General features: G+C 63.4%; 13 protein-coding genes. 8 read left to right on the forward strand and 5 right to left on the reverse strand.

Annotation, left to right across the window (positions count from 1 at the left end; translation table 11 throughout):
• Nucleotides 1–54 precede the first annotated feature (54 nt).
• Nucleotides 55–1,698: a malate dehydrogenase (quinone) gene (gene mqo, locus NJ69_RS02840; RefSeq protein ID WP_029614646.1), complete on the forward strand. Its 1,644-nt coding sequence runs from the start codon at nucleotides 55–57 to the stop codon at nucleotides 1,696–1,698.
• A gap of 250 nt (nucleotides 1,699–1,948) precedes the next feature.
• The gene (locus NJ69_RS22155) at nucleotides 1,949–2,797 is read left to right on the forward strand and encodes a phage tail protein (protein WP_052191970.1); all 849 of its coding nucleotides are present in this window, start codon (nucleotides 1,949–1,951) and stop codon (nucleotides 2,795–2,797) included.
• Here the strand turns inward: NJ69_RS22155 and NJ69_RS02850 are convergent.
• From NJ69_RS02850 to NJ69_RS02865, 4 genes are all read right to left on the reverse strand, one after another.
• Complete coding sequence (locus NJ69_RS02850; protein ID WP_039576065.1) at nucleotides 2,787–3,689, reverse strand: LysR family transcriptional regulator; 903 nt, start codon at nucleotides 3,687–3,689, stop codon at nucleotides 2,787–2,789. The genes NJ69_RS22155 and NJ69_RS02850 overlap by 11 nt on opposite strands.
• A 130-nt stretch (nucleotides 3,690–3,819) precedes the next feature.
• Nucleotides 3,820–4,713 (reverse strand): bestrophin family protein, encoded by an 894-nt coding sequence (locus NJ69_RS02855; RefSeq protein ID WP_039576068.1) that lies wholly within the window; start codon nucleotides 4,711–4,713, stop codon nucleotides 3,820–3,822.
• A gap of 21 nt (nucleotides 4,714–4,734) precedes the next feature.
• Complete coding sequence (gene moaA, locus NJ69_RS02860; RefSeq protein ID WP_029614643.1) at nucleotides 4,735–5,739, reverse strand: GTP 3',8-cyclase MoaA; 1,005 nt, start codon at nucleotides 5,737–5,739, stop codon at nucleotides 4,735–4,737.
• Nucleotides 5,740–5,871: 132 nt separating this feature from the next.
• Nucleotides 5,872–6,330, reverse strand: a complete 459-nt coding sequence (locus NJ69_RS02865; RefSeq protein ID WP_039576070.1) for an Lrp/AsnC family transcriptional regulator — start codon at nucleotides 6,328–6,330, stop codon at nucleotides 5,872–5,874.
• Between the two features lie 154 nt (nucleotides 6,331–6,484).
• On the opposite strand from NJ69_RS02865, the gene NJ69_RS02870 reads away from it, so the two are divergent.
• A complete protein-coding gene (locus NJ69_RS02870; RefSeq protein ID WP_039576073.1) occupies nucleotides 6,485–7,654 on the forward strand; it encodes a trans-sulfuration enzyme family protein in 1,170 nt (389 codons plus the stop codon).
• Nucleotides 7,655–7,712: 58 nt separating this feature from the next.
• Here the strand turns inward: NJ69_RS02870 and NJ69_RS02875 are convergent, their stop codons facing one another.
• Complete coding sequence (locus tag NJ69_RS02875; RefSeq protein WP_039576076.1) at nucleotides 7,713–7,949, reverse strand: YdcH family protein; 237 nt, start codon at nucleotides 7,947–7,949, stop codon at nucleotides 7,713–7,715.
• Between the two features lie 275 nt (nucleotides 7,950–8,224).
• On the opposite strand from NJ69_RS02875, the gene NJ69_RS02880 reads away from it, so the two are divergent.
• The 5 genes from NJ69_RS02880 (at nucleotide 8,225) to NJ69_RS02900 (ending at nucleotide 12,968) form a co-directional block, all read left to right on the forward strand.
• Nucleotides 8,225–9,862, forward strand: a complete 1,638-nt coding sequence (locus tag NJ69_RS02880) for a phosphoethanolamine transferase (RefSeq protein ID WP_039576078.1) — start codon at nucleotides 8,225–8,227, stop codon at nucleotides 9,860–9,862.
• A 102-nt stretch (nucleotides 9,863–9,964) separates the two neighbouring features.
• Nucleotides 9,965–11,098, forward strand: a complete 1,134-nt coding sequence (gene rnd, locus NJ69_RS02885) for a ribonuclease D (RefSeq protein ID WP_039576080.1) — start codon at nucleotides 9,965–9,967, stop codon at nucleotides 11,096–11,098.
• A complete protein-coding gene (locus NJ69_RS02890; RefSeq protein ID WP_039576082.1) occupies nucleotides 11,095–11,388 on the forward strand; it encodes a YcgL domain-containing protein in 294 nt (97 codons plus the stop codon). Before rnd ends, NJ69_RS02890 begins: the two co-directional genes overlap by 4 nt.
• A 72-nt stretch (nucleotides 11,389–11,460) precedes the next feature.
• Nucleotides 11,461–12,393, forward strand: coding sequence for a D-2-hydroxyacid dehydrogenase (locus NJ69_RS02895; RefSeq protein WP_039576084.1), 933 nt, complete (start codon nucleotides 11,461–11,463; stop codon nucleotides 12,391–12,393).
• 125 nt (nucleotides 12,394–12,518) lie between these two features.
• The gene (locus tag NJ69_RS02900) at nucleotides 12,519–12,968 is read left to right on the forward strand and encodes a YcgN family cysteine cluster protein (protein WP_039576086.1); all 450 of its coding nucleotides are present in this window, start codon (nucleotides 12,519–12,521) and stop codon (nucleotides 12,966–12,968) included.
• Nucleotides 12,969–12,970 lie beyond the last annotated feature (2 nt).

Raw genomic sequence — 12,970 nt, forward strand, 5'->3', positions numbered from 1 at the left:
AAGAAACACCCGGGCCAGCCACAGGCCCTCCGTTCTACTGACTGGAAGTGATCAATGTTCAAGAAAGCTGGCAAGACCTTGCTGAGTCTGGCTGTCGCGGCGTCCTTCATGCAGGCGCACGCCGAAGACACCAAGAAAGTCGATGTGCTGCTGATCGGCGGCGGCATCATGAGCGCAACCCTGGGCGTCTGGCTCAACGAGCTGGAGCCGAGCTGGTCGATGGAGATGGTCGAGCGCCTCGATGGCGTCGCCGAAGAAAGCTCCAACGGCTGGAACAACGCCGGTACCGGCCACTCCGGCCTGGCCGAGATGAACTACACCCCGATCGATAAAGACGGCAACGTCAGCATCGCCAAGGCCGTTGAAATCAACGAAGCCTTCCAGGTGACCCGTCAGTTCCTCGCCTGGCAAGTGCGTCAGGGCGTGCTGAAGAACCCGCACTCGTTCATCAACAGCACCCCGCACATGAGCTTCGTCTGGGGCGACGACAACATCAGTTACCTGAAGAAGCGCTACGAAGCGCTGCAGGCCAGCCCGCTGTTCCGCCCGATGCAGTACTCCGAGGACCACGCGCAAATCGCCAAGTGGGTTCCGCTGATGATGGAAGGCCGTGACCCGAACCAGAAACTGGCGGTCACCTGGACGCCGATCGGCACCGACGTCAACTGGGGTGAAGTGACCCGTCAGTACGTTAGCCACCTGCAGACCCGCGACAACTTCAAGCTGAAGCTGTCCAGCGAAGTGCGCGACATTACCCGTAACAAGGACGGCTCCTGGCACGTCGAGTACAAGAACCTGAAGACCGGTGACACTGCAGCCACCGACGCCAAGTTCCTGTTCATCGGTGCCGGTGGCGGCGCGCTGAAGCTGCTGCAGAAATCGGGCATTCCGCAGGCCGAAAACTACGGCGGCTTCCCGGTGGGCGGCTCGTTCCTGGTCACGGAAAACCCGACGGTGGCCATGCAGCACATGGCCAAGGCCTACGGCGTTGCCTCCACTGGTGCACCGCCCATGTCGGTTCCGCACCTCGATACCCGCGTGCTGGACGGCAAGCGCGTGATCCTGTTCGGGCCATTCGCCACCTTCTCGCCGAAGTTCCTCAAGAACGGTTCGTACATGGACCTGCTGAGCAGCACCACCGTGCATAACGTGTGGCCGATGACCCGCGTCGGCATCGACGAGTACCCGCTGGTGGAGTACCTCGCCGGCCAGCTGATGCTCTCCGACGACGAGCGCATGGAAGCCCTGCGCACCTACTTCCCGCACGCCAAGAAGGAAGACTGGCGCCTGTGGCAAGCCGGTCAGCGCGTGCAGATCATCAAGAAGGACCCGGAGAAGGGTGGCGTGCTGAAGCTGGGCACCGAAGTGGTGACGTCCGACGACCGTACCCTGGCCGCACTGCTGGGCGCCTCGCCGGGCGCATCGACCGCCGCACCGATCATGATGGGTGTGCTGGAAAACGTGTTCAAGGACAAGGTCGCCACGCCTGAGTGGCAGGCGCGTCTGCACGAAATCGTACCGAGCTACGGCACCAAGCTGAACGACTCGCCTGCCGCCGTGCAGAAAGAGTGGAACTACACCGCCGAAGTGCTGCAACTGGACAAGCCGCCAGTGATCGACCAGAGCGTCGGCACCAGCACGGGTGCTGCGTCGAGCGCACCGGTCGAAAGCAAGGCTGCCAACGACATGGCGCTGTAAGCCGTCTGGCGAAGGCCTGTCAGCAGACGGGCCTTCACCCGAAAAGCCACGAGGATCGCCACAGGCGGGCTCGTGGCTTTTTTGTGCCTGAAGGGGTGGGGCTGGGTCGGAAGGCAGTCGTTGATAGAGGATATGCATGCATTAATTATAATTGCGTTTATGCATTGAATGGTTATGCTTTTGTGCATATATTGAGTGTGTGCGCCGCTTTGTGGCGGCACAACGTCCAATTCACTCAAGGAACTTTACGATGACTACGGTCTACTCCGCACAAAATGCCCTCCCTTTTTCTTCTCTTCCCACCACCAATGGCGTGGTTCAGCGTTTCCGCGCATCGGCTACCAATGTGGCCGACGCTTCTTATGCACCGGATGGGCTAGCCGAAGCGCCCATTTACGGCTTGGCCGGTCGGCCACTGCAGGGTGACGAAATCGTGGCGGGTGGTAATGTCACACTGGTTTCCCATCAGGGTGGGTCGCTCAATAACGGCGCGCTGTGCTGGATCCTGCTCGAATGCGAAGGCGGCGCCCAGCAGGTCGCTAATGCCACACGTAGCCAACATGCTGTAACGCTGGGTCAGTTGTCTGGCTATGCAGGCGCAGCACCTGGTGATATCAAATACACCGCTGCCAGCGTTGCGACGGAAGGTTGGCTCAAGGCCGACGGCGCGAATGTCTCGCGCACTGCATTCAGTGCCCTGTTCGCCGCGATTGGTACTACCTACGGCCAGGGTGATGGTTCTACAACCTTTACCTTGCCTGACCTGCGCGGTGAATTCATTCGCGGCCTCGACGGTGGCAGAGGCGTGGACCAGGATCGCGTCCTGGGATCCCGGCAGAAGGGCAGCCTTTATGCCTATGACACGACCGAAAGCAAACCCAATGGCATCTGGAGCGCCTCGGCGACCCAAAACACCGCTTCTGCATCACGTGTCGCAATGGGCGTCGATGCTTACTCGACAAGCGACTACGCCGGTGTGGCATTGGGGGGCGTGGATGCAACCGTGGTCTACCAACTGCCCGGCATGGCTGCGGACCGAGGCTACTCGGGCGTCATGCGGCCGCGTAACGTTGCCATGCTCGCGTTGATCAAGTACTGATCTTCACAGTCGTCCCAAACAACGCCCGCGCGTGTTCGAAGCACTGTTCGGCAATCGCCGGGCGCGGCTCGCTGCGGCGCAGCAGCAGGCCGACGGGGCTGTGGATGCTGGCGTCGGCCACCGGGACGATGCGCAGGTGCTCGTTCAGCGCTTCAAGGCCGCAGTCCAGCGGCATCACCGCGCAGCAGATGCCGGCGTTCACTGCCTGGATCAGTTGGAAGGTGGAGTCGCTTTCCAGCACTGCCTGGGGCGCCAGGCCGCGACTGCGGAAACTCAAGTCCAGGGACTGGCGGTAATGCATGCCTTTGCTCAGCAGGCCGAGCGGAACCCCTGCCAGCGCTTGCCACTGCAATTGCGCGTCTGGGAACTGGAAATGCCGGGTGTCGTGCAGCAGGCCCATGGTGGTGGTGCCCAGTTCGATCACTTCGAAGAAGGTGAGGTCGACCTGATCCAGGTAGCAAATACCCAGGTCCAGCTGATTGCGACTCAGGCCATCGACCACCTGCTGCGAGCTCAGCGAGCTCAATTGCAGGTGCAGTTCGGGGTATTTCTCGCGCAGCGGCAGTAGCAGCGCCATTGGATTGAAGCTGGCCAGCGGCACGCTGCCCAGGCGCAGGTTGCCGACTACTTGGCCGCGGCAACTGGCGGCTTCGGCCTGCAGACCGTCGTGGGCGGCGAGCAGGGTCTTGGCCCAGGCCAGGATGCGCTCGCCGGCTTCGGTGAAGCCTTCGAAACGCTGGCCGCGCTCGACCAGCACCAGGTCCAGTTCTTCTTCCAGGTTGCGCAGGCGCATTGACAGGGTCGGCTGGGAAATGTGGCACAGCTCGGCGGCCTGGCCGAAATGCCGAGTCTGGTCGAGGGCGATGAGGAACTTGAGCTGCTTGATGTCCATGGTCCGGCCTGGCAAGAAAGGGGATCGGACGGGGCGTCGTGAAGAAGGGACGCGCGTGCCGCCAGCGCCAGGGTGACGCAAAAGGCCAGCAGAGACAAATCGGTAGCGAAGCGCCTGGGCGCTGTTCGACTCAGCTCAGCACATGCTCCACCGGTTCGAGCAGCGGCGGCAACGGCTCGCCGAGCGCCGACAGCACGTCACGTTCGAGCAGGCGCACCAGCGAGTCGGTGGGCAAGTCGTTTTCGTCACGGCCGAAGGGGTCTTCCAGCTCATTGCCGATAGCGTCCAGGCCCAGGAACGTGTAGCTGACGATCGTGGTGAACAAGGGTGCCAGCCAGCCCAGTGGCTCGGCCAGGGCGAACGGCAGCAGCAGGCAGAAGATATAGATGGTGCGGTGCAGCAGCAGGGTGTAGGGGAAGGGCAGCGGCGTGCCTTTGATGCGCTCGCACGTGGCCTGCACCTCCGACAGCCCGACCAGGCGTTGCTCCAGCGTCATGTAGCGAAACTCGCTGATCCGTCCTTCGCTGGCCAGACGCGAGCAGCGCTCGCCAAGATCGCGCAGAATGCCATCGCAAACGTTGTGCGCCGAGATGTCCGCGTCCTTGGGCAGCCATGGCGTCGCGGCGTGCAGGTCGTCCTCGTTGCGCAGGCGCGCATTCAAGCCATGGGCGAAGGCGCACAGGCTGCGCAGCAACCGCGCACGCTGGGTTGAATCGTCGATCACTGCGCTTTCGCGCACGAACGAGCGCACCTCGATGATCATCCGGCCCCAGGCCTTGCGGCCCTCCCACCAGCGGTCGTAGCAGGCGGTGCGAAAACTCATGAAGATCGACAGCGACAGCCCGAGCAGTGTGAAGGGCGTAGCGCTGACCGGGTAGAAGAACGCCGGGTAGTGCCGTTCGACCAACACGATCAGTGCGGCCAGCAGGGTCACCATCAGGCAGCGCACGGCAATGCGCTTGACCACGGAACCGCGCAAGGTGAACAACATGCGCAGCAGGTCGGTGTGAGCGTGGACGATCAAGGCAGTTCCAGAGACGGCCGATCAGCCGCCGGTCATGTTCATGAAACGCAGGATCTGCACCTCGCCACCCACCTCGAAATGATGGCGGTAGGGCTTGAGGTGCAAGGCATCGCGGATCGCCTGGTCCAGACGGGCGCTGTCGCCAGGGTGGCTGCGCAATACCTGCTTGAGGTCCAGCGAGTGCTCGTTGCCCAGGCACAATAGCAGCCGGCCTTCGACGGTCAGGCGCACTCGGTTGCAGGTGGCGCAGAAGTTGTGGCTGTGCGGCGAGATGAAGCCGACCCGCGTCTGCGGGGCCTCGGTCAGGCGCCAGTAGCGGGCCGGGCCTTGGGAGGACTCGGCCGACTCGATCAGGCTGAAATGCTCGGCCAGGCGTTCGCGCACCGCGTCGCTGGAATAGAACGACTCGCCGCGCTCGTGCTCGTCGATCACCCCCAGGGGCATCTCCTCGATGAAGGTGATATCCAGTTCGCGATCAATGGCGAAACGCACCAGGTCGACCAGTTCGTGGTCGTTGCGGCCCTTGAGCACCACGCAATTGAGCTTGGTGCGGCGAAAACCGGCACGGCGCGCAGCGTCGATGCCCGCGATCACCTGGGCAAGGTCGCCGGTGCGGGTCAGGGCCTTGAAGCGCTGGGCGTCGAGGCTGTCCAGGCTGATGTTCAAGCGCGTCACGCCGGCATCGAACAGCGGTTGGGCCAGGCGCCCGAGCTGCGAGCCATTGCTGGTCAGGCACAGTTCGCGCAGGCCGGGCAGGGCGGCGATGCGCCCGCACAGCTCGACGATGCCCTGGCGCACCAAGGGTTCACCGCCGGTCAGGCGGATCTTGCGCGTGCCCATGGCGACGAAGCGCTCGGCCACCTGGTACAGCTCTTCGAGGCTGAGGATTTGCTGGCGCGGCAGGAACTGCATGTCTTCGGCCATGCAGTAGACGCAACGGAAGTCGCAACGGTCGGTGACCGACATCCGCAGGTAGTCGATTTTTCGGTTGAAATCGTCGATCAGGGCCGGCGGGTTCTGTTCCACGTTTGCGCTCGAAAGGAGGGGGCGGCGTTGTCGCCGCGCATGGGGTCCACGCTATAACCTGTGGGCAGGCACGTCAAATCGCTTTGGCCGACTGGACGATAGGTGGGCTCTATCACGCTCCAGGCCCGGCAGTCAGCGTGACACCGGAAACGCGGTGGTGTACTTGATCTGCTCCATGGCGAAGCTGGAGGTGATGTTCGACAACCCTTCGGTACAGGTGATCAGCCGCTTGTAGAAGCGGTCGTAGGCAGCGATGTCGCTGACCACCACGCGCAGCATGTAGTCCCAGTCGCCGGACATGCGGTAGAACTCCATCACCTCCTCGAACGCGGTGACGGTACGGGCGAAGTCCTCCAGCCAGGCGCTGTCATGGCGCTGGGTCTTGAGTTGGACGAACACGCTCAGGCCCAGGTTCAACCGCTGTGGATCGAGCAAGGCCACGCGGCCGCGGATATACCCTTCGTCTTCCAGGCGCTTGACCCGCTTCCAGCACGGCGTGGTGGTGAGGTTGACGGCTTCGGCCAGGTCCTTGAGCGACAGCGAGGCGTCGCGTTGGAGCAGGGTGAGAATGTGCTGGTCGAAACTGTCCATTGCCATTGCGTGCGTGCCGGTGTGTGCGGAACAAGAAGTGCGCAGCCTAGCGCACTCGGGGAACGGCTGGCCACGGGCCTGTCGCTGCGGCGAGTCAGGGCCGGATATGCCATAGTGGCACTTTTCCCCGCCCCCAGTGCAGACGGACCCGATCATGGCTGAAAAACCGCGCAGTTTCGCCACCCGAACCATCCATGCCGGCGAGCAGTCCAGCGTCGCCGACAACGCCATCTTCCCGGCCATCGTCACCTCCAGTTCGTTCATCAAGCGAGGTCTGGACGACCATCCCGAGTACGCCTACAGCCGCGTCGCCAACCCCACCCGGCATGCCTACGAGACCTGCGTTGCGGCGCTCGAAGAAGGCGTGGGTGCGGTGGCCTGCGCCTCGGGCGTGAGCGCCACTGCCACCGTGCTTGAACTGTTGCCCAAGGATGCCCATGTGGTGGTGATGAATGGGGTCTACGGCGGTACCTTCCGCCTGATGGAGGACTACCGTGCCCACACCAGTGGCCTGACCACCACCTATGTCGACCTCAACGACCTCGACGCGGTGGCGGCCGCGATCCGTCCGAACACGCAGATGATCTGGCTGGAGTCACCCACCAACCCGCTGCTGCACGTGGTGGACATTGCTGCATTGAGCGAACTGGCCCAGGCGCGCGGCATCCTCACCTGTATCGACAACACGTTCTGCTCGCCCTGGAACCAGCGGCCGATCACCCTTGGCGTGGACCTGGTGATGCACTCGGCCAGCAAGTACATCGGTGGCCATTCTGACCTGACCGGCGGTGTGGTGGTGGCTGGCAACCCCGAGTTGCTGACGCGCCTGCGCAAGATCAGCATGGCCGTGGGCGCGATCCAGGGCCCGTTCGACTGCTACCTGGCGCTGCGCGGCCTGAAAACCCTCGACGTGCGCATGGAGCGCCAGTGCGCCAATGCCTTGCGCGTGGCGCAGCACCTGGAGCGTCACCCGCAGGTCGAGCAGGTGTTCTACCCAGGGTTGGAAAGCCATCCCCAGCACGCCCTGTGTCAGCGCCAGATGCGCAGCGGCGGCGCCGTGGTGGCGCTGCGGGTCAAGGGCGACCGGGCGGCGGTCAACCGACTGGTGGAGGCATTGTCGATCTTCGTGCTGGCCGATTCGCTGGGCGGTGTGGAGAGCATGATCAACCACTCCTGGAGCATGTCGCACAACTCGCTCAGCCCGCAGCAGAAGGCGACGATGGGGATCAGCGAGAACCTGGTGCGCTTGTCGATCGGCATCGAGGACTGCCGCGACCTGATCGAGGATCTGGAGGCGGGCTTGCAGGCGGCGGCCGTGGCGTGACAGGAGAGGACTGATCGCGGCGGGGGATGCCGCGATCAGAGGGTCATTCAGCGAGGGGTCAGGCCTTGGGCGGATGGACGATCCGTTCGATCTTGTCCTTGATCAGCAGGCGCTCGCGACGCAGGCGGTTGACCGCCTCGTCGTTGGTGCCGTTGCCCTCGGCGGCCACCACCTCCTTGTCCTTGGCGTTGTATTCCTTGTGCAGCCGGTGCAGGTCGTGGTTGTTGTCGACCAGGGCCTGGAAGGCGTCTGCGCTGGTGTGCAGGTCGGCTAGCAGATCGTGCGGTACGGGCATCTTTTCACCTCGATTTCAGGGATTGCGGAAAGATCCTGCTGCTTCAGGATAGCTGTGTAAATGGACCGCCGCAGGGGCCAGAGGTGCAATTCATCTTTTATGCCGTTGCCAAGCGTGAAGATGTGAAACTTTGTTAATCATGAAATACACTTCATAACTTAATAATCCTGAAGTTTTCACGAAAAATTGATGGTAACTTCCCTAGAGTGCGGCCATCCAGCCAAGGTGCCCGATCGGTCGCGCCTGGTCGTTTCTCAACTTTAACGGCGAACGCCATGATAAAAATCAGATCCCTGCGGACCGAATGGGTCACGCTGCTGGCCAGCCTGTACCTGCTGATTGGCCTCAATCTGTTTCTCTGGAAACACCTGGAGAGCATCGTACCCCCCGGTTTGGTGGGGCTTTGGTTGAGTCTGGCGTTTGCCTTGCTGATGGTGTTCGCCTTCAATTTGCTGCTGACCTTGCTGGCCTTCAAATATGTATTGAAGCCGGTATTGATCGTGCTGTTCATGGCCGGCGCGGCGGTCGCCTATTTCATGAATCAATATGGCGTTCTTATTGATGTCGGCATGTTCCGCAATGTTGTGGAAACCAACATCGAAGAAGTACGCGACTTACTCTCGCTGAAGTTTGCCTTGTATATGCTCGGGCTCGGTGTACTGCCTTCCTTGTTGCTCTGGAAGACGCCGGTCGCCTATCGCCCCTGGCACCGTGAGCTGCTGGGCAAACTGGTGGTCAGCGGGGCCTGCGTGACCGCGCTGGCTTCGGTGGCGCTGATCAATTATCAGGGCCTGTCGTCGCTGTTTCGCAACCACCACGAGATCCGCCTCATGCTCACCCCGAGCAACATCGTCGGCGCCTCTTTGACCTACGCCAGCGAGAAACTCGGCAGCGCTGCACGGCCTTTCCAGAAATACGGTGAGGATGCCCGCCGGGACGCCGCCTGGCAGCAGCATGCGCGCAAGTCGCTGACCGTGCTGGTGGTCGGTGAAAGTGCTCGCGCCGAGAACTTCGGGGTACTGGGCTATGCCCGCGACACCACCCCGCGCCTGGCCAAGGAGCCTGGCCTGCTGGGCTTCACCGATGTGCACTCGTGCGGCACCGAGACCGCGGTGTCGGTGCCGTGCATGTTCTCCGGCATGACCCGCAAGGACTACGACCCCAGCCTGGCCAGCCGTCGCGAGGGGCTGCTGGACATTCTCGGCCGCGCCGGCCTGCAGGTGAAATGGCGTGACAACCAGTCAGGTTGCAAAGGCACCTGTTCGCGCTTCGACTACGTCAACCTGACCACGGCGAAGGACCCGGTGCTGTGCGCTGGCGGCGAGTGCCATGACCAGATCCTGCTGCAGAATCTCGATACCTTGCTCGATAACCTCGACCAGGACACCGTGCTGGTCCTGCACCAGATGGGCAGCCACGGCCCGGACTACTACAAGCGCTACCCCGAGGGCTTCGAGCACTTCACGCCGGTGTGCCGCAGCAACGCCCTGAACCAGTGCAGCCGCGAGGCGATCGTCAACAGCTACGACAACACCCTGACCTACACTGACGCGGTGCTGGCCTCGCTGATCGATACCCTGCGCAAACACCAGGACAAGGTCGACACGGCCATGATCTATCTCTCCGACCACGGCGAATCGCTGGGTGAATACAACGTGTTCCTGCACGGCACGCCGTACATGCTGGCGCCGGACCAGCAGAAGCACATCCCGCTGCTGGCCTGGTTCTCCGACAGCTACCGGCAGGACTTCGCGGTGGACACCGACTGCCTGGCCAAGCTGCGTGATACGCCCCTGAGCCAGGACAACCTGTTCCACTCGATGCTCGGCCTGTTGCAGGTGCACACCCAGGTCTACCAGCAGTCGCTGGACCTGTTCGCCGGCTGTCGGCCCTGGTTGACGGCGAAAAACTGAGGGTCGCGCTCGCGACCGCTGATCGCCACCACGGATGGCCCGGGTTTCACCAGCAGTGCCCGCGCCGTATATACTGCGCGCCAATGTTTGTGGGAGAGCCTCGTGGCCATCGAAATACACTGGATCCGTGATGACCAGACCCTGGCCGAACGCTGCCGGGCCTGGCGCGAACTGCCTTTCGTGGCCGTCGACACCGAGTTCATGCGGGTCGACACCTTCTATCCCAAGGCCGGCCTGGTTCAGGTCGGCGACGGTCAACGGGCCTTCCTCATCGATCCGCTGGCGATCCGCGACTGGCAGCCGCTGGGCGAGTTGCTCGAAGACAGCACGGTGGTCAAGGTGCTGCACGCCTGCAGCGAAGACCTCGAGGTGCTGTTGCGCCTGACCGGCAAACTGCCGCAGCCGCTGTTCGACACCCAGTTGGCGGGCGGCTATCTGAACATCGGCTTTTCCATGGGCTATTCGCGCCTGGTCCAGGACGTGCTCGGTATCGAGCTGCCCAAGGGCGAGACCCGCTCCGACTGGCTGCAGCGACCGTTGTCCGACACCCAGGTGAGCTACGCCGCCGAAGATGCCGTGCACCTGGCCGAGCTGTTCGAAGCCCTGCGCCCGCGGTTGTCCGACGACAAGTACGCGTGGGTGCTGGAAGACGGTGCCGAGCTGGTGGCGCAGATGCGCCGCGAGGTCGATCCGCAGACGCTCTACCGCGAGGTCAAGCTGGCCTGGAAGCTGGGTCCGCAGCAGCTCGCCGTGCTGCGCGAGCTGTGTGCCTGGCGCGAGCGCGAAGCCCGCAGCCGCGACGTGCCGCGCAATCGCATCCTCAAGGAGCACGCACTTTGGCCCATGGCCAAAGGTCAGCCGGACAACCTCTCGGCCCTGGCCAAGATCGAGGACATGCATCCGCGCACCATCCGCCAGGACGGCGAAACGCTGCTCAAGCTGATCAAGGACGCTGCCAGCCAACCGCCCGAGCAATGGCCGGCGGTGCTGGCCGAGCCTCTGCCGATCGAGGCCGCCGGCCTGATCAAGCGCCTGCGCGCCATCGGCCAGGCTGAAGGTGAACGCCTGGGCATCGCGCCGGAACTGATGCTGCGCAAGAAATCCCTGGAAGCCCTGCTCAAGAGCGGCTATCCCAACGGCCCCTACCAACTGCCCGAATCGCTGCGCGGCTGGCGCCGCGAACGCATGGGCCAGGCCCTGCTGGCTGATCTGGCAGGTGCCGGAGAGACGCCATGAAACGTATCTGTTCGATCTACAAGAGTCCGCGCAAGCAGGAAATGTACCTCTACGTGCTCAAGGCCGATGGCCTGGCGCGCGTGCCCGAGGCGCTGCTGCCGTTCTTCGGCGCCCCGGTGCATGCCTTCGACCTGGTGCTGTCCCCCGAGCGAACCCTGGCCCGCGAGGACATCGCCAAGGTGCTGGAAAACCTCGAAAGCCAGGGCTATCACTTGCAGATGCCACCGCCCCAGGACGATTACATCGAGCACCTGCCCGAAGAATTGCTGCGCCGTAACGATCCGGCTTGAGCCGGGTTCGATCACCCCCATTCAGGCGGTCGCTGACGGACTGCCTGCGTCGTACGTCAAGGTTTTCTAGAAATGCGCGTTTTGATCGCTGAACAGGATCATGCCCTTTACGCTCGCCTGCTGGGCGAGCTGGCACCGGACCTGGAGGTCCTGACCAGTGGCGATTCCGCCGAGCTGGCGCGTCAGGCGCCGCAGTGCCCGGTATGGCTGGGCGAGCCGCACCTGGTCGCCAGCCTGCTGCGCCAGGGGCACGTCCCGGCCTGGCTGCAGTCCACTTGGGCCGGTATCACCCCGCTGCTGGCCGAGGGCCTGCCGCGCGACTATCGGCTGAGCCGCGCCGTGGGCATTTTCGGTCAGGTCATGGCCGAATACATGCTCACCTACATGCTGATTCACGAGCGTGACGTGCTGGCGCGCCTGGTCAGCCAGGTGGAGCGGCGCTGGGACGCTCGCCCGGGAAACAGCCTGCAAGGGCGCAAGGTGCTGATCGTCGGCACTGGCGACATCGGCCAGCGCGTCGCCGAGTTCCTGCTGCCGTTCGGCGTGACCCTGTACGGCATCGCCAGTACACCGCGCGAGCAGGCGCCGTTCGTCGAAGTGGCCGGGCTGGAGGCGCTGCCGCGGCGGGTGGCAGAAGTCGACTACGTGCTCAACCTGCTGCCCGACACCCCGGCCACCCACGACCTGTACGATGCCGCGCTGTTCCAGCGCTTCAAGCCCACGGCGCTGTTCATCAATGCCGGACGCGGCGTGGCGGTGGTCGATGCCGACCTGGTCGAGGCGCTCAAGAACGGTCATCTGGCCGGTGCGGTGATCGACGTGTGCCGTCAGGAACCGCTGCCGCAGCGCCATCCGTTCTGGACCGCCTGGGGCTTGCTGCTGACCGGGCACAGCTCGGCACCGACCTCGCCCGAGGCCATGGTGCGACTGTTCATCGACAACCTGCGGGCCTACACGGCGGGGCAGCCCGTGCGCGGCGAAGTGGATTTCGCCCGAGGCTATTAACCCGTTTCCCCAGGCCAGCGCAGGGTCTGGGCGCTGACCGGCGGTCTGGCATTGCGCCGGGACAGGCTCTAGACTGGCGCCGCCGCGCGCCGCGGCCTTTTTACGTGACTGCAGGAACCTGTCTGATGATCGCCGACACCGCGCCGTTCTGGCGGCGCAAGACCCTCGACCAGCTCGATGCGCACGAGTGGGAGTCGCTCTGCGACGGCTGCGGGCTGTGCTGTCTGCAGAAGCTTGAAGACGAGGACGACAACAGCATTTACTACACGCGTATCGCCTGCAAACTGCTGGACCTGAAATCCTGCCAGTGCAGCGACTACCCCGGGCGCTTCGCCCAGGTGCCCGATTGCATCCAGCTCACGCCGGGCAAGGCCGACCAGTTCAAGTGGCTGCCGACCACCTGTGGCTATCGTCTGGTCAGTGAGGGCAAGGACCTGCCGGCCTGGCATCACCTGGTATGCGGCGATCGCGAGCAAGTCCATGAGCAGCGCATTTCCCAATCCGGACGCATGTTCAGCGAGAACGATGTCGACGAAGACGATTGGGAAGACCATCTGATTTTCCGCGCCGGTTGAGC

Source organism: Pseudomonas parafulva, from assembly GCF_000800255.1.
Taxonomy (GTDB): domain Bacteria; phylum Pseudomonadota; class Gammaproteobacteria; order Pseudomonadales; family Pseudomonadaceae; genus Aquipseudomonas; species Aquipseudomonas boreofloridensis.